Here is a 19,434-nt window from a genome sequence, read left to right on the forward strand (position 1 = left end):
ACGTATAAGGGCGAGCATAAACGCCTTGGTTTTCTCAAACCAAGGCGTTCTTTTTTCTACCCGGTTAGCAAGCTAGCCTAGCGCTTCTTCTTCGCGGGTTTCTTACCGGCACTGGCTGGTGCGCTTTCCTTCTCACCGCTACCGCCATTAGGGAAGTGCGCACGCACCAGTTCCAGCAGACCTTGCGTTGAGGCGTCGAAGTCGGCGGCGTTGGTGTCGATGCGCTCGCTGATTTCACCGGCGATGCGCTTGCCGAGCTGTACGCCCCACTGGTCAAAGGAGTTGATGTTCCAGATGACCCCTTGCACGAACACCTTATGCTCGTAGAGCGCGATCAGCGCACCCAGGTTTTTCGGCGTTAGTTCGTCCAGCAGCAGTGTGCTTGATGGTCGGTTGCCGGGGCAGCTGTAGGGGTCGTGTTGGCTAAGCTCTTTGCTGTCCCCCTGGCTGCCTTCCATAAAGGCGTTGGCCTGGGCGAGCATATTGGTGAGCAGTGCGAAGTGGTGGTCTTCAACGCCGGGCTCGGGCTTAAGCGAAGCAATAAAGTCGATAGGTACGTAGCGCGTGCCCTGGTGCAGCAACTGGAAGAAAGCGTGCTGGCCGTTGGAGCCGGTCTGGCCCCAGACAATCGGGCCGGTTTTGTAATTCACCGGGTGACCGAAAATATCCACCGATTTACCGTTAGACTCCATATCCAGCTGCTGCAGGAAAGAGGGTAGTTGGTTCAGCGCCTGGTCGTAGGGCACGATGGCTTGGGTTTCGGCGCCAATAAAGTTGATGTACCAAATACCAATCAGCGCCATCAGTACCGGCATATTCTCGGAGAAGGGCGCGTTGATGAAATGGTTATCCATCTCGTGAGCGCCCTCCAGCAGCTCAATAAAGCCCTCAAAACCGATCGAAAGCGCGATCGGCAGACCGATCGACGACCACATGGAGTAGCGCCCGCCCACCCAGGCCCAGAATTCGAACACGTTCTCTTCGCGAATGCCGAATTCCATGGCCGCTTTGCGGTTGGTGGAGGCGGCAATAAAGTGCGCGCCCACGTCGGCGTCTTCACCAGCGTTCTCCAGGAACCAGCGCCGCGCGGTTTTGGCGTTTAGCAGTGTCTCCTGGGTAGAGAAGGTCTTGGTGGAGACGATAAACAGCGTGGTGGCGGGGTCGAGGCGCGAAAGTACCTTCTGAATATGGGTGCCGTCCACGTTGGAGACGAAGTGGAAGTGCAACTCCGGGTGGCGATATTTGAGCAGCGCGCGAACCGCCATATTGGGCCCAAGATCCGAGCCGCCAATACCGATATTGACCACGTCTTTAATGCGTTTGCCGCTGTAGCCTTTCCACTCACCGCTGCGCACCGCTTCGGAGAACAGCTTGATCTGCTCGCGAGTGCGGGTGATCTCCGGCATCACGTCTTCGCCGTCAACATACACCGGCTCATCGCCTAAGTGGCGCAGGGCAGTGTGCAGTACCGGGCGGTTCTCCGTCACGTTGATAATATCGCCGGAGAACATCTGTGCTCGGCGCTGTACCAGCGCGGAGTGGTCGGCTAGCTCGATCAGCTTGTTAAGCACTTCATCGGAGACATGGTGCTTGGAGTAGTCAAGAAACAGGCCGCCCACCCGTAAGCTCATTTTCTCAAAGCGCTGCGGGTCATTAGTGAAATAGTCACGAATGCGGTCATTAGCGGTTTTGTCGCGTAGGCGGTCAAGCGCCTGCCAGGTAACACTGCGAGTGAGCTGAAACATAGGGCGATCCGTTTGTTATAGATGAATTGGGTGATCAGAATCGAAAAAGTATATGTAAAAATACTACATAAAAAACGGCAGATAGTAGAGGGTATTTGTGATCTGAAAAGGGTTAACTGCGTAAAACTACCAACTTTTTTTGAGGGACAGTTGTGAGGGCAGGGCAGGCGCTATGCCTACCCTTCACGTTTAACTAAAAGATGTTAAGTGGCAACGGCGACTTGGGCCGCGCCGCGTTTGATAAACGCATAACCTAACCCTGTTACCAGTGAGCCTGCCACAATAGCGCCAAGATAGAGCAGCGCTGGGGTGATGGCGTTGGGAATCAACAGTACGAAGATGCCACCATGGGGCGCCATCAATTTAGCACCCACCAGCATAGAGAGCGCGCCTGTTAGCGCCCCGCCAGCGATACAGGCCGGAATCACCCGTAGCGGGTCTTTCGCCGCAAAGGGAATCGCGCCTTCACTGATAAAGCAGAGGCCAAGTACAAACGACGCCTTACCTGCTTCGCGCTCCGGTGCAGAGAACTTGTTGCGCGCTACAAAGCTGGCAATCCCCATACCAATGGCAGGTACCATCCCCGCCGCCATAATCGCCGCCATGGGGCCGTAGGTTTCAGAGGCCAGCAGGCCCACGCCAAAGGTGTACGCGGCTTTGTTGACCGGGCCGCCCAGATCGAAACACATCATCGCGCCCAGCAGAATACCTAATAGCACCGCGTTGGTGGAGCCCATGGATTCCAGGAAGCTGGTCAGGGCATTCAGCAGCGCCGCGACCGGTTCGCCAATCACGTAGATCATGGTCAGGCCGGTGACCAAGCTAGCGACCAGCGGAATAATCAGAATCGGTTTGAGTGACTCAACGCTGGAGGGCAGTTTGACGTAGCGTGTTACCGCCAGGGCCACATAGCCCGCCAGGAAACCCGCCAAAATACCGCCGATAAAGCCGGAGCCGATATTGGCCGCTAGCATGCCGCCAATCATACCCGGCGCGATACCGGGGCGGTCGGCGATGGAGTAGGCGATGTAGCCGGCCAGTACGGGAATCATCAGGGCGAAGGCGGTGCCGCCACCGATCTGCATCAGCGCGGCAGCCAGGGTGCCTTCCTGCTCAAAGGCTTCAATGCCGAACACAAAGGAGAGCGCAATCAGCAGGCCGCCCGCCACCACCATCGGCAGCATAAAGGAAACGCCGGTGAGCAGGTGCTTATAAACGCCTTTCTCTTTGACGCTCTTATTAGCGCCGCCCGCACTGTTGCTGCCACTCTCTATAGCGGCCTCGCTGAGCGCGGCTTCAAGTGTAGGGCGGGGCTTTTTCAGCGCGTTGCCGGTCGAGGTGCGGTAGATGCGCTTGCCTGCGAACCGCGTCGGGTCAACGTCGATATCGCAGGCCAGCACGACCACATCGGCGTCGGCGATCTCTTCTTCCGTCAGCTGATCTTGGGCGCCTACCGAGCCTTGGGTTTCCACGCGAATGGCGTGGCCCATGGCTTTGCCTGCTTCCGCTAGCGCTTCGGCAGCCATAAAGGTGTGGGCCACGCCGGTGGGGCAGGCGGTGACGGCGACGATTTTCTTACCACCGGCGCTGGTGGGAACGGGAGATGCGGAGGCTGCCGGGGCGCTATAAATCGGCGCTTCTCGCTTAGCCTTGGCCAGAAAATCGCTGGGGTCGGGGAGGGCGCTGGCAATCGGTGCTTGGAATAGGCGCTTGCCTTCAAAACGCTCTGGGGCCGGTACATGGTCGGCGGCGACCACGATTAAGTCGGCGTTGGCAACCTGTTCGGCGGTCGCGGCTTGCAGCGGGGCGACTTCGCCGTGCATTTCCACGTGCACCGTCCAACCTTGGCGCTGGGCGGCTTGTTCCAGGCGCTTAGCCGCGAGGAAGGTGGTCGCCATGCCGCTGGGGCAGGCGGTAATCAGAATAATATTCATAGCGTGGCTCCCTCGGTGATGGTGTCATCAAGACGCCGTATCCGGGTGTGTTGTTGGAGTGAATCGAAATCGGCTGCATGGGGATTGCCCACACCCACGTGGCGCACTGCTTCGGCAGACAGCGCCGTGGCGAAGCGAAGGGTGTGCTCGGGGGCATGGCCACTCAGCAGGCCGTGGAGGATGCCAGCGAAAAACGTATCGCCAGCGCAAACGGTATTGGTCGCGGTCACCTTGGGCGGTGTCGCGTGCCAGGCGCCCTGGGCGCTGACCCATAGCACTCCTTCGGCGCCCGCTGAAATCAATGCATTGGCGATGCCGCTTTCATGCAAGCGCTTGGCAGCATTCAAACGTGCATCGGAAGACGTCATGTCTTCGCCCGMCCATTCGGCCAGTTCGCTTTCATTGGGCTTCACCCCTGCAGGGTGGGTCGCTATCGCGGCGTTGAGTGCTGGGCCGCTGGTGTCCACCCACAGCGGCACGCCGCTGGCGTTTAAGTGGCTTAACAGTTCGCTGAAATCTTCCAGCGAGAGCCCTGGGGGCAAGCTGCCCGCCACTACGACAGCATGCGGGGGCGTGGCACTGGCCAGCTTGGCATTCAGGGTGTCGATCAACGCCTGCCAATGCTCGGCATCTATCGGCATACCGGGGCCGTTAATGTCGGTAACACGGCCGCTCTGTTCCGCAATTTTGGCATTAATGCGAGTTTCACCCGGCACGCGCACAAAGGCATCGGTTAAGGCGTATTTGGCAAAGGCCAATTGGAAGGGGGCGTCGTTATCGGCACCTAAAAAACCGCTGACGGTAACGTCGTGGCCCAGCCCTACCAGCACCCGGGCAACGTTAACACCTTTGCCCGCGGCTTCTAGCTGCGCGCTGGTGGGGCGATTGACGCTGCCCAACACCAGAGCATCAAGGTTAAACGCCAAATCCAGCGCTGGGTTGAGGGTAATACACAGCACGCGTGCCATTAGCGCGCCTCCAGTGCATCGCGCACTTCATCGCTGGTCGCTTGGGAAAGCGCCAACTGAGCACTGGCCTGGGCATCCGCAAAATCAAACTCGCGCAGGCGGGCCTTGACCAGTGGAATCTGCCGAGCGCTAACAGAAAGTTCGTCTACACCAAGGCCGACCAGCACCGGAATGGCCACGGCGTCCGAGGCTAGTTCGCCGCACACGCCGACCCATTTGCCTTGGCTGTGGGCAGCCGCCACGGTCATCTGAATCAAACGCAGCACCGCAGGGTGCAAACCATCGGCCTGGGCCGAAAGCTCCGGGTGGCCGCGGTCGATGGCCAGGGTGTACTGGGTTAGGTCGTTGGTACCTACCGAGAAGAAGTCCACTTCAGCGGCAAGGCTGGGCGCTAGCAGTGCACTAGAGGGTATTTCAATCATTACCCCAAGCTGCACATCGGTAGCGCGCTGGGAAGTCGGGATCTCTTGGAGTAGGCGATCGTAGATGACTTTAACTGCGCGGAACTCGGCAATGTCTTTGACCATCGGCAGCATAATGCGCAGTGGTTGATCCTTTCCTGCCATTAGGAGCGCGCGCAGCTGGGTTTCGAGTACTTCCGGTTGGGTCAGCGCCAGGCGAATGCCGCGCAGGCCCAGGAAGGGATTGTCTTCCTGGGGCACCGGCCAGTAGGGCAGCGGTTTGTCACCGCCGACATCTAACGTGCGGGCGACCAGCGGGCGACCCTCAAGGGCATCAATTGCCTGGCGGTATTCGCTAACCTGAGTGGCTAAATCCGGAGCGCTGGCGTGGGCCATAAACAGGAATTCGGTACGCAGTAGACCCACGGCCTCGGCACCACGCTCTACGGCATCGGCCGCGTGGGCGGTGTTGCCCAGGTTAGCGGCGACTTCGACACGGTGCCCGTCGCGGGTTTGGGCGACCTCAAAGCGGCTTTCCCAAGCATCGGCTTCGCGCTGCTGGAGGTCGAGCAACTGCTGCTCGGCGCGCTGTAGGCGCTCTTCGGAAGGCTGCGATGTGACTCGGCCGCGCTCACCGTCCAAAATCATCATGCTGGCGTTGTTGAGCGCCATCACTGCTTGCCCTGCGCCCACAACAGCGGGGATACCCAAGGCGCGGGCCAGAATAGCGCTGTGTGCCGTGGCACCGCCGCGTACGGTGAGCAAACCGCGCACACGCGTCGTGTCTAAGCGGGCGACATCGGAAGGGCCGATATCGTCCATGATCAGAATGTAGGGGTGATCTGGCGGTTCGGGAAGCGTCACATCGCAGAGTACGCCCAGCACTCGGCGGCCGACGTCGCGCAAATCGGCGGCGCGTTCGGCCAGCAGGCGGTCAGCGAGCATCTCCTGGGCGTGGGCCGCGGTTTCAATCGCTTCCCACCAGCCCGCTTCCGCCGAGCGTCCTTCACGAATGGCATCCGTCGCCGCGTGATGGAGCTCCGGGTCGTCGAGCATCTCTTCGTGCATCGAAAGAATATCGGCGACTTCGCCACCGGGGGCCTTACGCACCAGGGTTTCCAGTTGGGCGGCGCCCTCTTTTAGCGCGCTGTTTAAACGACTGATTTCGTGTTCAGCGTCGCTGGCGTGCTCGGCGTAGTCGAACTGCATCGGGCGAATCACAAACACGGGCGCAATGGCCAGGCCGGGTGACGCGGCTACGCCCGCATGGGGAGTATCGGCAGTGAGGGGGGCGATATCCGGTTGGGGAGTGCTCGCTTGCGGCGTGCTGTCAAAGCCGCCGTCAAAGGGCGACACTTTCTCCCCCAGGCCCGATTCAACCGCCTCAGCGACTGCCGCTAGTGCTGCGCTCGCCTGCTCGCCTTCGGCTGAAAGTACCAGCCACTGGCCGCGTCGTGCACCCAGGCCAATCACCTTGGTCAGGCTGGCGGCGGAAACCGGGGTGGCGCTGCCCTCTTCCAGGCGCGCCTGAATCGGCATAGCCTGGGCACGGGCAATTTGCACTAACTGCTTGGCGGGGCGGGCGTGAAGGCCGTGAGGGTTAAGCACCCGCACGCGGCGGGTCTGGGTGCTGGCGGTCTCGCCCGCCAGGGTGGCCAGCAGTTGCGCGCTGGTTTTGCCCACTAAGCTTTGGCTTTCGCCGTTCTCTAACACCGCCATGAGTTGCTCAAGCAGTGGGCGATGGGCGTCGCCATGGGCGGCCAGACAGAACAACGCATGCACCGGATGGCCCGCACTTTCCAGGCTTTGCTCCGCTGGCGTGGCGACCCCCAGCGCGGGCTGGTTAACCCCCTGGGCGCTGCTGGCCAGCCAAATGCCTTTGCCTAACCAGGTCGGCTGTGCTGCGGCGACGGCGGTAATGAAGGCGTTATCGACACAGCCACTTTGGCGTAAACGGGCAGCCGCCGCCAAGGCGAGTTCTTGTGGGKCGCGGGCGGGAAAATTGACGCACAGGGTGTCGGCGTCCAGGCGGGGCTCAAGTGCCGGTTTGGAAAGCAGGCGCGCGACATCGGCCGCGGAGGTGGCATTGGCCAACTGCTCGGAAACGCCCTCTTTGTCGAGTACGTGGGTCAACTGGCGCAGAATATCCAAGTGTTCATCGTTTTGGGCAGCAATCGTGACCAGTACGTGTACACGCTGGCCGTCGTGCCATTCGACCCCGTTGGGAAACTGCAGCACGCGCACGCCCGTTTGCTTTACATACTGACGGCTTTCCGGCGTACCGTGGGGGATCGCAATAGCGTTGCCTAGAAACGTGGATGATTGCGCCTCGCGGGCGTGTAGGCCGTCGCGGTACTCGGCCTCAACCAATCCGGCGTCTACCAGCGCCTCAGCGGCACTGTCCAGCGCGGTTTGCCAGCTGTCAGCGTTGCGGCCTAGCAAGATGTCATTGGGGCCGAGTGTCAACATAGGTGTCTCCGTGTAGAACCATAGTCGTAGCGCATCAAAGTGAGCTAGATGAATTGTCTCACCTGTGTATAGTTGGCTATGCTGAATCGATTCACTGAATGACACAAGGTTTGTGCTTTTAGACTTTGGTCTGGTAGGCGCTAACTTGCTGATAAACTGCCCGATCACACCAAGGGGAAACCGCATGACACTTGCCGATATTGCCCGGCTAGCCGGCGTCTCGCGCACGACCGCTAGTTACGTGATTAATGGCCAGGCCGAGCAGCGGCGCATTAGCGCAGCGACCATCGATAAGGTGATGGCGGTGGTGCGCCAGCACCGCTACCACATTGACCCCCAGGCGGCAGCGCTGCGCCGGGGCGCTAGCCGTTTGCTGGGGCTTATCGTGCCGGATCTGGAGAACATCAGTTACGCCCGGCTCGCCAAGCGCCTTGAACGTGGCGCCCGGGAGCAAGGGTACCAACTGTTGATCGTAAGCTCGGATGACTGTGCAGAGAGCGAACGAACCCTCGCCTTGGCGCTGCGTGCCCAGCGCTGCGAAGTCTTGATCACCGCCAGTTGCCTGCCTAGCGACGACACTTTTTATGCCGATCTGGTAGACGAGGGCTGGTGCGTAGTGGGTATGGACCGTGGTCTTAATCCGGCGCGTTTTGCCAGCGTCGTGAGTAACGACCAGGAGGCGGCGGAGACGTTGACGCGCTCGGTGATCGGCGAAGCAACCAAGCGCGTTGCGTGGTTGGAGGCGATGCCAGATCTGTCGGTGAGTCGCGAGCGGCGGGCGGGCTTTCAGACGGCGCTTAAAGGCACTGCTATAGAGCCGCTGTATCTCACCGGATCGCACTATGAGCGCAGCGAGGGGGCACGTTTGGCAGCTGAGTTACTGGATAAGCAGGGAGGTGCCGACGCGCTGGTGACCGCGTCTTACACACTGCTTGAAGGGGTGTTTGATGTGTTCTTGGAACGTGGCGGCTTACCGAACAATATTCGTTTGGCGACCTTTGGCGACCACCGGCTGCTGGATTTTCTTCCTCAGCCAGTGAACTCGGCGCTACAGGATTACGACCGTATCGCCGAGTTAACGTTGAGCTGCGCACTCACTGCCATGAGCGGACACTATGAGTGTGGCCAGCAAGTAGTAGCGCGTCATCTGCACACCCGATAAACACCAAGCCCAGGCTACAAACCCAAGCGACAAGACCTGGTGCATCGTGGTCTAGACCGTTCTGGCTTGGGCCCAGGCGGCAGCGTCCGGTATCGACATGTCGTAGCTCTCGCTTAAGTAGGGCGAGGAGAGCAGGAAGTCCGCGCTCGCCGCATTGCAGGCAACGGGCACATTCCATAGCGCCGCTAAACGCAGCAGCGCTTTAACATCCGGGTCGTGAGGCTGGGGTGAGAAGGGATCCCAAAAGAAGATCAGCACATCCAGCTGCTGCTCCGCTATCCGTGCGCCAATCTGCTGGTCACCGCCCAAAGGGCCGCTCATCAGCCCTTCGACTTCAAGTCCTAACGCGGTTTTAAGCCGCTTAGCGGTGGTGCCTGTGCCAATCAGCTCGTGCTGGCTCAGTGTCTCCTGCCAGCGAGTGGCCCACTCAAGCATTTCACTCTTTTTGCCATCGTGGGCAATCAGCGCAATGCGCTTGCGCGCTTGTAGGGTGCGGATAGCCTGGCGGGGCGGTTGCGCGTCACTCATGTCGTCMCTTTCCTCTTGAGTTTTTTGCTTTTGAAAGGTCGCTAAAGATAAAGCTCGCTACAGAGGTTAGCCCGTTACTCGCTATCCAGAGCAAGGATTTTCATTGTATTGGTGCCCCCATGAGCGTTCATATGGTCGCCGCGGGTCAAAATCACATGCTCACCAGGGTGTACAAACCCTTGCGTTTGCAAGCACTTCAAGGCCTCTTGGTTGAGGTTGGTAGGGTCCATGTCGGTGGTGTCGAAAGGTATCGAGACAACACCACGATAAAGTGCCATCCGCCGCTGGGCGATAGGGCTGTGGGCCAATCCTACGATAGGCAAGCCGGAGCGAATGCGCGACGCAATCAGTGGTGTATAACCGGTGGAGGTCATGCAGGCGATGACGCTAACGCCGGATAAGTGGTTCGCCGCATACATTGCCGACAGCGCAATGGTTTCATCGATACGCTCAAAGCCTTCATGAATCCGGTGGCCTGACTCCTGAGCGAGACGTTCACGCTCGGCGCCCAGGCATACGCGGTTCATCGCCTCAATGGTTTCCACCGGATAATCACCCGCCGCGGTTTCCGCTGACAGCATCACCGCGTCGGTGGCGTCGAGCACTGCGTTGGCCACGTCGAAGACTTCGGCGCGGGTGGGTAGCGGCGACTCAATCATTGATTCCATCATCTGGGTGGCGGTAATCACCGCACGATTAAGTGTGCGCGCATGTTTGATAATGCGCTTCTGAGTGCCGATTAGCGCGGCGTCGCCAATCTCCACGCCCAGGTCGCCCCTCGCCACCATGACCGCCTCCGAGGCTTCGATAATGCCATCCAGAGTGGCGTCGTCGGCAACCGCTTCGGCGCGTTCGAGCTTAGCCACTAAGCCAATTTCTTGACCGGCTTCGCCAAGCAGTTCGCGGGCTTCCTGCATATCCGCGGCGCTGCGTGGGAAGGAAACTGCCAAATAGTCAACGCCGATCTCGATAGCGGTTTTCAGGTCGGCCTTATCTTTCTCAGTGAGGGCAGGCGCGGATAGACCGCCGCCCTGTTTGTTGATGCCTTTATTGTTGGAGAGCTTGCCACCCACGTGAACCCGGGTGTGGACTTCCTGTCCAATTACACGAGTGACATCCAAAACCAAACGGCCGTCGTCGAGCAGTAGGCGGTCCCCTTCCACGACATCATCGGGGAGGGTTTGATAGTCACAGCCGACGCGTTCTGCAGTACCGCTGTTGGCATCTAGCGCCATGTCCAAGACAAATGGCTGGCCGACATCAAGTTTGACGGCACCTTCAACAAAGCGCGCGATACGAATTTTCGGCCCCTGAAGATCGCCCAGCGCAGCAACACTGCGACCAAGCCGTGCAGCGATTTCGCGCACTTCACCTAAGCGACGACGGTGGTCATCTGCCGAGCCGTGGGAGAAGTTAAGCCGCACCACATCCACACCGGCTTTGAGCATCGCTTCCAGCACGCCGGGGCGATCGCTGGCGGGGCCAAGGGTGGCGACGATTTTGGTGCGCCGCAATGGGCTGTGAGGGCTGGTCTGCGTGTGGGAAAGAGGGCTAGTAGACGTCTGAGCTGCTGTGTTCGAGGTAGCATTTGTCACGAGGGCGCTCTCCTTATACAAGGGTATTGTTGGTAATTTAGTATTGGACTACGATAGCGTTTATATAGTAATTTTACTACATATTGGATATTTACTAGCCTTTTGGGGCGGTTAAAACGCTGTTTATCGGCCTCATGAAGCTTAAATACGTATTTTTAGTAATTTTTTTACTAAAAGTACCTCTCATTATTATTGGTTAATTGAGGAGCTATCATGACAATAAGAGTTGCGATTAATGGATTTGGCCGTATTGGCCGCAATGTGCTGCGCGCCCTTTACGAAAACAGCTACCGTGACCGCATTCAGGTGGTCGCCATTAACGATCTAGGCGATCCCTCGCTAAATTCTCACCTACTGCGTCACGACACCGTGCATGGCCACTTTCCTTTTAAGGTAGAACACGACGCTGAGAGCATCACGGTAGATGGTGATCGTATCGCCATCTCCTCAGAGCGCGACCCAGCGCAGCTGCCGTGGGCATCAATGAATATTGATCTGGTGATGGAGTGCACAGGGTTATTTACCAAACGTGAGGCAGCGGCTAAGCATATTGAAGCGGGCGCCAAGCGCGTGCTGATTTCCGCACCCAGCCCTGATGCCGATGCCACTATCGTGTATGGCGTCAATGATGATGTGCTGACTGCCGAGCATACGGTGGTTTCTAACGCTTCTTGCACCACCAACTGTTTAGCGCCGGTGGCCAAAGCGTTGAACGATGCCGTCGGTATTGAGAACGGTTTGATGACCACGGTGCACGCTTACACCAACGATCAGAACCTGTCGGATGTTTACCACTCTGACCCCTACCGGGCACGTAGCGCGACGCACTCGATGATCCCGACCAAAACCGGTGCTGCCGCAGCGGTAGGCTTAGTGCTGCCGGAATTAGCTGGTAAGTTTGACGGCTTGGCGATTCGCGTGCCGCTGATCAACGTCTCGCTAGTGGACCTGACCTTTACTGCCGGACGCGATACCAGCAAAGAAGAGATCAACGCCATCGTCGAGAAGGCTGCCGCCAACTCACCGGTATTGGCCATTAACGCCGAGCCCCTGGTGTCTATCGACTTTAACCACGATGCCAACTCGTCGACCTTTGATGCCAACCACACCCGCGTGAATGGCCGTCTGGTTAAAGTTATGGCCTGGTACGACAACGAGTGGGGCTTCTCTAACCGTATGCTGGATACTGCGCTTGCCATGCAGGAGACTGCCAAGTAATACCCTCCTTTATTAAGGGCTAAGGGCAGGTATCGCCCAGCAGCAGCTCCGTTTGCAGCAGCTGCTGGGCGAGGGGAATGCGGCCAAGAATCATCTGCGCGGCGACCCGTCCTTTGCCCACGCTGTCCTGGCGCACCGTGGTTAAACGCGGTGCACGGTATTGCCCTTCGGCAATACCATCAAAGCCGGTAATGCGCAGCTCTTCCGGTACTTGAATACCGCGCTGTTCCGCGAGCGTTAGCGCTGTGAGCGCAATGCGGTCAGACATACACAGCAGCAGATCCGGCCGCTGCTCTTTGGGCTGGTCGAGAATCTCAGCAATGACTGGCGAGCAGACCTCAAAGGTATTCTCCTCGATATTCCACAGCGGCACCTGTTCCGCATCCACTCCTCGTTCACTCAATGCGCTATGAAAGCCTTCCAAACGGGCGCGGCTGATTGTGCTGGTGTTGGGCAGCAGGGTGTGCTTGGGTGTCACACGGCCGTTGCAAACCTCTTTGGTTAAGCGCAGGTTGATAATCGCCGGGCGTTTGGGCAACTGGCTCAACGCATGGTGGGCGATTTTATAGCTGGCGGCGGTATCGTCGATATGCACCGTTGGGCAGCCTTCAATATCAAAATCGACGGCCACCAGGGTGCGCTGAGCGGGTAGTTCATCGAGCAGCTTATTGTTGGGCATTAGCCCATAGACGATAAAACCATCGGCGATATTGGCCGAGCCCGGCGGTTGAGAGGCGTGGCCCCGGCCCGGCAAGAGCAGCAGGGTATGGCCATGGGCATCAAGGACTTCGGCAACCCCGGAAAGAAACTCGCTGGCCACGGCGTCGTTCAAACTGTAGGTAAGGCTTTCGGCAAGAATCACCGCAATAATCCGCGAGCGGCCAGTGCGCAGACTGCGTGCTTTGGCATCAGGGCCGCTGTACCCCAATTGTTTGGCCTGCTTAAGTATCCGCTCGCGCAGGGCTGGGGAGAGCTGATCCGGCCGGTTAAAGGCATTGGAAATTGTCGCAGTGGAGACATTGAGTTCCTGCGCAAGATCCTTGAGTGTCATTCGGCGCTGATCAGTCACGGTACTTCCTTTGCAGGCTAATTATTAAGAACTTAATTATTTAAAATCTAGCTATTTAAGCCCTGGCTCTTCAAGTCCTGGCTTTTCAAAACAGGGTTATTCAACCAGCCGCCCAAATAAAATCGACCCGCTGGGTGTTGCCATTCCCCATGATAAGCGAAGGGGAGGTTAGGCACACACAGAGGGTCGTTATGCGATAACTTGCGTGTCTGTGTGATTAAGCTGCCGCCTGCTGTTCAGCTAATTTCAGCGCCGTACCGCTGTCATCAAACAAGTGGACTTTTTCCCAATCCGCTGCCAGCGACACCTGCTGGCCTTCCTGCCACTGGCTGGGCGCTTCGCTGCGATGAATCAGCAGTGTATCTCCCTGTTTGGGCTCAAGGTAAACGTAAACCTCGTTGCCCAAATACTCGACGTTGACGATATCAAAGCAGTTTTCATTGGTAGGTGCCGCCAAGCATAGATGCTCTGGGCGAATACCGAGCGTCAGCGCTTCACCACTTTGCCGTTGCTGGGCGTCCTGGGGTAGGGCGAGTTCTCCAATCCCTGTGGCCCGCACGCGACAGCCGTTGGCGTCGCCAGCGAGTAGCTCTGCGGGCATGAAGTTCATGGTGGGKGAACCAATAAACCCGGCAACAAATTTCGTCGCTGGGCGCTGATAAAGCTCGTGGGGGCTACCGACCTGCTCCACATGACCACCATTGAGCACCACGATTTTGTCGGCCAGGGTCATGGCTTCCACTTGGTCGTGGGTCACGTAAATCATGGTGGAACCGAGACGGTTATGCAGTCGGGCGATCTCGTTACGCATCTGCACCCGCAGCGAGGCATCCAGGTTGGAGAGTGGCTCGTCAAACAGCAGAATACGCGGTTCACGCGCCATGGCACGGCCCATGGCCACCCGCTGGCGTTGGCCCCCGGAAAGGGCTTTTGGCTTACGGTGCAGCAGCTCTTCAAGCTGCAAAATCTTTGCTGTGCTCATGACCCGCTCGTGCACGGTCTCTTTGGCGGTCTTGGCCAGTTTCAGGCCAAACGCCATATTGTCGTAAACGGTCATATGCGGGTAGAGCGCATAGGATTGAAACACCATGCCCACACCGCGTTCCCGCGGTGGCAAGTCATTGACCACGGTGTCATCCATGCTCAGGTCGCCATCGCTAATCGATTCCAAACCGGCGATCAGGCGCAAAAGGGTCGACTTGCCGCAGCCGGAGGGGCCAACGAAAACCACAAATTCGCCGTCGCCAATATGTAGGTCCACATCGTTAATAATGTGATCGCTGCCAAACACTTTGTTGATCTTGCTAAGCGTAACACTTGCCATAGGTAACTCCTTGCCGACCTCAATGCTTATGTCTTCTGGGTCGGCCTGTTGTTGTTTAGAGCTTATGAGACGACGCGCATAAATGCCGCTTGATACCCCGGTAGCGTCAGGCTGTCACCATCGCGCTGGGTGATAAAGCCGTGGCCCTGCAAATCGCTGTCTATCGCTAGCGGCAGGTTAACCGTCTGCTTCTCAGCGGTGAGGTTGAAAACGCACAACAGCTTCTCATCCGCTTTTTGGCGGGTAAAACCGAGCAGCGTTTCACCCACATCGACCAGCATTAAGTCGCCATCGAACAGCGCCGGGTGCTGGCGACGGAAAGCCAGCATGTTGCGCAGCGCGTTCAAGGTGGAGTTGGCATCATCCTGTTGGCGGCTTACCGCTAGATCGCGATGACGGGGCTCCATGGGGAGCCAGGGCTCAACGCTGGAGAAACCGCCGTGTTCGCTGTCGTTCCAGGGCATGGGCGTGCGGCAACCGTCGCGGCCTTTAAATTCCGGCCAAAGCACTTTGCCGTAAGGATCCTGGATGCGTTCAAACGGCACGTCGGCTTCCGGCAGGCCCAACTCTTCGCCTTGATAAAGGCAGACGCTACCGCGCAGCGAGCAGAGCATAGCCAGCGCCACTTTAGGGTAGGCGCTAGGGTCTTTGCCTGCGCCCCAGCGGGTGGCGCTGCGCACTACATCGTGGTTGGAGGTCGCCCAGCAGGGCCAGGCATCGCCTGCCAGGCGTTGAAAGCGCTCCAGCACTTCATGAATATAGCGCGCCGAGTGGGGTGTGTTGAGTAGGTCGAAGGTGTAGGCCATATGCAGCTTGTCGCCGCCTGCGGTGTACTCGGCCATGCGCTCCAGGGGGTTATCATCACCAATTTCACCCACTGTCGTGGCGCCCGGATATTCATCCATTAACGCCCGCAGGTCTTTCAAGAAGTCGAGATTCTCCGGGCGGCTAAGGTCATAAACATGACGCTGCCAGGTGTAAGGGTTGGTTTCCGGAGCGCCCAGGGTTTTGGCTTCGCCTTTGGGAACCGGCGGATTGTCGCGCAGCTCGGCGTCGTGGAAGTAGAAGTTAACCGTATCGAGGCGGAAGCCATCAACGCCCAGATCCAGCCAGAAGCGCATATTATCCAACTGCGCCTGCCGTGCTTCCGGGTTATGGAAGTTTACGTCCGGCTGGCTGGTTAGAAAGTTATGCATATAGTACTGCTGGCGGCGTGAATCAAACGTCCACGCCGGGCCGCCGAAAATCGACAGCCAGTTGTTGGGTGGCGTGCCGTCCGGCTTGGGGTCAGCCCATACAAACCAGTCGGCCTTGGGGTTGGTGCGGTTTTGGCGACTCTCCTGGAACCAAGCGTGTTGATCCGAGGTGTGGCTAATCACCTGGTCGATCATCACCTTAAGGCCAAGCGAGTGGGCTTTTTCCAGCAGCGCTTTAAAGTCCGCCAGGGTGCCGAACATGGGGTCGACGTCGCAGTAGTCGCTAATGTCGTAGCCAAAATCGAGCATTGGCGAGGTGAAAAACGGCGATAGCCAGATACCGTCCACGTTTAGTGACGCCACGTAATCAAGTTTTTCAGTAATGCCGTTAAGATCGCCAATACCGTCACCGCGGCTATCCATAAAGCTACGCGGGTAGATCTGGTAGATAACGCCGCCGCGCCACCAGAGTGTGTTGTCTTGCATCTTAGTATCCATCGTTGACATAAACATTCCTTAGCCTTTAACGGCGCCTGCGGTAAGGCCTGACACAATGCGGCGCTGGAAGATAATCACTAATACGACCAGGGGCACCGTGACCACCACAGAAGCGGCCATAATCGGCCCCCAGGGCAGTTCGTAGGCGCTGCCGCCTGACAGCAGCGCGATGGCGACGGGCACCGTGCGCTGGGTGTCGGTGAGTGTGAAGGTGAGGGCAAACAGAAACTCGTTCCAAGCGGCGATAAATGCCAGCAGTCCCGTGGTCGCCATGGCGGGCCACATGAGCGGCAGAAATACCTTGGTAATGGTCACCCAGGGTGTGGCGCCGTCCATAATGGCGGCCTCTTCCAGCTCCATGGGTAGCTGCTTCATAAAGGTGGTCAGCACCCACACGGTGAAGGGCAGGGTGAAGATGGTGTAGCTTAAAATCAGCCCGGCGGGGTTGTTGTAAAGGTTGAGCGCACGAATCACCTCAAACAGCCCGGAAAGCACCGCCACCTGGGGAAACATCGAAACGCCGAGAATCACCAGCAGCACCGTAGAGCGCCCGCGAAAGCGCACGCGGCCCAAGGCGTATGAAGCGGTAATGCCGAGTAGCAGGGCAATGAACACCACGCTAAACGCGACGATGATTGAGTTGAAAATAGCGCGCAGAAAGCTGGTCTGGGTGAAGATGCTGATGTAGTTATCGAAGTTCCAGTTCGAAGGCCATAGCTCAACCCGGAACAGGTCGCTCGACGGTTTTAACGAGGTGACCACCGCGTAGTAGAAGGGAAAAACGGCATACACCATGATCAGCACAATCAGCGCCCAAAACCCGATGCGCTTGGCTATTTTGGCCAACTGACGCGTATTCATTAGTCGCCTCCCAATTGGATTTGTTTACGCCCAACGTAGAGGTAAGCCACGGTAGCCAGGGCAATGATCAAGAACAGCAGGGTAGAAGCGGCGCTGCCGTAACCGACATCCTGAAACTCGACCAGCTGTTGGCGGGCGTATACCGACATCGACATGGTGCTGGTGGAATTAGAGGTCAGTACGTAAATCACATCGAAAACGCGCAGTGCATCCAGCAAGCGGAAAATCACCGCCACCATCAGCGCCGGGGTAATCAGCGGTAGCGTGACTTTGAAGAACACCCGCAGCGGGTGAATACCGTCTACTTCGGCGGCCTCGTAGCAATCCTTGGGCAGCATCTGCAGAGCAGCAAGCACCAGCAGCGCCACGAAGGGGATGGTTTTCCACACATCGACCATAATCACCGCCCACATGGAGTAGGTGGCGTTGGCCGTCCAGGCGATGGGAGCGTCAATCACGCCCAGGCCCATCAGCATATGGTTGATGATGCCGAACTGGTCGTTGAGCATCCACGCCCACATTTGCGCAGAAACGATGGTGGGGATGGCCCAGGGAATCAGCACCGCAGCACGCACAATGACGCGACCCTTAAACTCGGCGTTCAAAATCAGCGCCACAATCACCCCGAATACCACTTCCAGGGATACCGACACCACCGAGAAGTAGACGGTGTTCCATACCGACTGCCACCACACCGAGTCGGCCAGAACCCCATACCAGCGGCCATCGTCATAGACGAGGTAGTTCTCAAAGCCAATCAGGTTGGCGGCGCCTAAATCTGACAGTGAGGCATCGGTGAAGCTGAGAAAAAACGTGCGCACCAGCGGCCAGCCAGCCACCAGCGTTAGCGCAATCAGCATTGGGGCTAAAAACAGCCAGGCGGCTTTCACTCGCTGACGGCGAACTTTAGTGCCCCGACGCGGCTTGGTAGTGAAAGAACGCGCCCCGGCGGGCGCGTCATCATGCTTGATGGAGGTCGACATGGAGGGGCTCCAGGGTTACCAGTTGCGACGCTTCAGGCGAGCCAATTCGTCTTCAAGGTCAGCGACCGCTTGAGTGCCATCTTTAGTGCCGGAAAGCACATCATGGGAGGTGCTGAAAAAGGCGTTGCTCACCCGGCCATAGGCATCGCCGGTGGGGGCGGAGGGCCGTGCAACAGCGTTAACAAAGGTTTCGTAGAGGGTGCCAAAGAAGGGCACCGCTTCGAGCACTTCCTCGTCCTGGTAGAGGGCGTCGATAGTGGGGTTGTAAGAGGCTTGAATGGCGCGGCGCTTCTGCTCCTCTTCACCGGTCAAAAAGGCGACCAGATCAGCGGCTAGTTCCGGGTGCTCGCTGTAGCGCGATACGGCTAAGTTCCAGCCGCCTAGACCCGCGGCACTTTGGCCMTTTTCACCACCCGCGGGCAGTTGGGTTACCCCCACTTTGCCGCGAACGTCACTGTCTTCGCTTTGGGCCAGCGACCAGGCGTAGGGCCAGTTGCGCATAAACACCGCGCCGCCGCTCTGAAAGACACCACGCGCTTCCTCTTCGGTGTAATTGAGCACGCCGTTGGGCGATATATCACCAATCCAGGAGGCGGCAAGATCAAGTGCCTCGGCAGCGTGTTCGTTGTTAATGCTAATCTCGCCATCAGTTTCGACGATGTTTCCGCCACCAAAGCTGGCCACCCACTCAAGGGCATTAACGGTCAAGCCCTCATAAGCACGTCCCTGGAAGACATACCCCTGCATGCTGTCTTTGCCCTCAGCGCGTTCGGCGTCTTTGATCTCGCGGGCAATTTCGGTGAGTTCTTGCCAGGTTTTTGGCACTTCATGGCCATACTTTTCCAGCAAGTCTTCGCGGTAGTAGAGTACGCCCGCATCGGTGAACCAAGGCATGGCGACTAAGCGGTCATCGATGGTGTTATTGGTGACGATGGTGTCAAAGTGCCCAGCGGCTGCGTCATCGCCAAGCACCTCACGTAGATCCAGCAGGTGGTTGGCGAGCAGACCGGGCCACACCACGTCGATCTGCATCACATCGATATCGCTGGAGTTAGCCGAAAGGATCTGCTGATAAAGTGAAAGGCGTTCGGTGGATGAGTTGGGCGTTGAAACCACGTCGACGCTATGGCCGGTTTTCTCCTCCCAGGCGGCGACACCCTCCTGGCAAAGCGTTAGCTCCGCGCCTACCGCACCACATGAAATGGTGAGTTCTTCAGCCTGAACCTGGCTTGCCGCGCTCAGCGAGCTGGCCACGGCGATAGCGGTAGTGATTAAAGTCTTTTTCATAACGGCGTACCTCGACGTTTATTGTTGTGGATGGTGTTGCATCAAAATCAGCGTTGAGCAGCTAACCAATCTATACCTTAATCGCTTTCTTAATCGATTAAGATTGTGCCGCTCAGTTAGCCGCTTGGGCTGGAAAAGTTCAATAGCGACTTTTGTCTAACGGGATTGTTCAGTTTTCACTAAATAAAATCGTTCC

The 19,434-nt window shown here is 58.0% G+C and carries 14 protein-coding genes; 2 read left to right on the plus strand and 12 right to left on the minus strand.

All coding sequences use genetic code 11. From position 1 onward, the window contains the following. Positions 1-77 precede the first annotated feature (77 nt). The 4 genes from pgi to ptsP form a co-directional block, all read right to left on the minus strand. Complete coding sequence (pgi, locus tag HALO_RS09840) at positions 78-1,745, minus strand: glucose-6-phosphate isomerase (protein WP_035580193.1); 1,668 nt, start codon at positions 1,743-1,745, stop codon at positions 78-80. Positions 1,746-1,948: 203 nt separating this feature from the next. Next, a complete protein-coding gene (locus tag HALO_RS09845; RefSeq protein WP_035580191.1) occupies positions 1,949-3,679 on the minus strand; it encodes a PTS fructose-like transporter subunit IIB in 1,731 nt (576 codons plus the stop codon). Further along, positions 3,676-4,647: a 1-phosphofructokinase gene (gene pfkB / locus HALO_RS09850; protein WP_050713377.1), complete on the minus strand. Its 972-nt coding sequence runs from the start codon at positions 4,645-4,647 to the stop codon at positions 3,676-3,678. Before pfkB ends, HALO_RS09845 begins: the two co-directional genes overlap by 4 nt. Further along, positions 4,647-7,517, minus strand: a complete 2,871-nt coding sequence (gene ptsP, locus HALO_RS09855) for a phosphoenolpyruvate--protein phosphotransferase (protein WP_050713378.1) — start codon at positions 7,515-7,517, stop codon at positions 4,647-4,649. Before ptsP ends, pfkB begins: the two co-directional genes overlap by 1 nt. 184 nt (positions 7,518-7,701) lie before the next feature. Here ptsP and cra point away from each other — a divergent pair, with 184 nt between their 5' ends. Next, entirely contained in the window at positions 7,702-8,679 is a 978-nt protein-coding gene (cra, locus tag HALO_RS09860; RefSeq protein ID WP_035580185.1) for a catabolite repressor/activator, read from the plus strand. A gap of 51 nt (positions 8,680-8,730) precedes the next feature. Here the strand turns inward: cra and HALO_RS09865 are convergent, their stop codons facing one another. Both HALO_RS09865 and pyk read right to left on the minus strand, forming a co-directional pair. Continuing rightward, on the minus strand, positions 8,731-9,207 hold the full coding sequence (locus HALO_RS09865) for a methylglyoxal synthase (protein WP_035580183.1): 477 nt from the start codon (positions 9,205-9,207) through the stop codon (positions 8,731-8,733). A gap of 74 nt (positions 9,208-9,281) precedes the next feature. Further along, positions 9,282-10,802, minus strand: coding sequence for a pyruvate kinase (gene pyk, locus HALO_RS09870; RefSeq protein WP_081899086.1), 1,521 nt, complete (start codon positions 10,800-10,802; stop codon positions 9,282-9,284). A gap of 213 nt (positions 10,803-11,015) precedes the next feature. Between pyk and gap the strand changes: the two genes are divergently transcribed. Further along, positions 11,016-12,020: a type I glyceraldehyde-3-phosphate dehydrogenase gene (gap, locus tag HALO_RS09875; protein WP_035580181.1), complete on the plus strand. Its 1,005-nt coding sequence runs from the start codon at positions 11,016-11,018 to the stop codon at positions 12,018-12,020. Positions 12,021-12,039: 19 nt separating this feature from the next. Here the strand turns inward: gap and HALO_RS09880 are convergent, their stop codons facing one another. From HALO_RS09880 to HALO_RS09905, 6 genes are all read right to left on the minus strand, one after another. Further along, positions 12,040-13,089 carry a LacI family DNA-binding transcriptional regulator gene (locus HALO_RS09880; RefSeq protein ID WP_231896836.1) on the minus strand — a complete coding sequence of 350 codons (1,050 nt, stop codon included), beginning with the start codon at positions 13,087-13,089 and terminating at the stop codon, positions 12,040-12,042. Positions 13,090-13,306: 217 nt separating this feature from the next. Further along, entirely contained in the window at positions 13,307-14,413 is a 1,107-nt protein-coding gene (locus HALO_RS09885) for an ABC transporter ATP-binding protein (protein WP_035580178.1), read from the minus strand. Between the two features lie 62 nt (positions 14,414-14,475). Further along, positions 14,476-16,095: an alpha-glucosidase gene (locus HALO_RS09890; protein WP_035583463.1), complete on the minus strand. Its 1,620-nt coding sequence runs from the start codon at positions 16,093-16,095 to the stop codon at positions 14,476-14,478. 30 nt (positions 16,096-16,125) lie between these two features. Continuing rightward, entirely contained in the window at positions 16,126-16,968 is an 843-nt protein-coding gene (locus HALO_RS09895) for a carbohydrate ABC transporter permease (protein WP_035580176.1), read from the minus strand. Next, positions 16,968-17,951 carry a carbohydrate ABC transporter permease gene (locus HALO_RS09900; protein ID WP_035580168.1) on the minus strand — a complete coding sequence of 328 codons (984 nt, stop codon included), beginning with the start codon at positions 17,949-17,951 and terminating at the stop codon, positions 16,968-16,970. The genes HALO_RS09895 and HALO_RS09900 overlap by 1 nt, the downstream gene beginning before the upstream one ends. A 15-nt stretch (positions 17,952-17,966) precedes the next feature. Further along, positions 17,967-19,238, minus strand: coding sequence for an ABC transporter substrate-binding protein (locus HALO_RS09905; RefSeq protein ID WP_050713379.1), 1,272 nt, complete (start codon positions 19,236-19,238; stop codon positions 17,967-17,969). Positions 19,239-19,434: the final 196 nt, after the last annotated feature.

This window comes from Halomonas sp. R57-5 (assembly GCF_900070345.1).
GTDB classification, from domain to species: domain Bacteria; phylum Pseudomonadota; class Gammaproteobacteria; order Pseudomonadales; family Halomonadaceae; genus Vreelandella; species Vreelandella ventosae_B.

Excerpts from the sequence above, each read along its gene's own strand:
- HALO_RS09890 (WP_035583463.1), bottom strand. The coding sequence starts at position 16,095 with ATGCAAGACAACACACTCTGGTGGCGCGGCGGCGTTATCTACCAGATC.
- cra (WP_035580185.1), top strand. The coding sequence starts at position 7,702 with ATGACACTTGCCGATATTGCCCGGCTAGCCGGCGTCTCGCGCACGACC.
- pgi (WP_035580193.1), bottom strand. The coding sequence starts at position 1,745 with ATGTTTCAGCTCACTCGCAGTGTTACCTGGCAGGCGCTTGACCGCCTA.
- gap (WP_035580181.1), top strand. The coding sequence starts at position 11,016 with ATGACAATAAGAGTTGCGATTAATGGATTTGGCCGTATTGGCCGCAAT.
- HALO_RS09900 (WP_035580168.1), bottom strand. The coding sequence starts at position 17,951 with ATGTCGACCTCCATCAAGCATGATGACGCGCCCGCCGGGGCGCGTTCT.
- HALO_RS09845 (WP_035580191.1), bottom strand. The coding sequence starts at position 3,679 with ATGAATATTATTCTGATTACCGCCTGCCCCAGCGGCATGGCGACCACC.
- HALO_RS09895 (WP_035580176.1), bottom strand. The coding sequence starts at position 16,968 with ATGAATACGCGTCAGTTGGCCAAAATAGCCAAGCGCATCGGGTTTTGG.
- HALO_RS09865 (WP_035580183.1), bottom strand. The coding sequence starts at position 9,207 with ATGAGTGACGCGCAACCGCCCCGCCAGGCTATCCGCACCCTACAAGCG.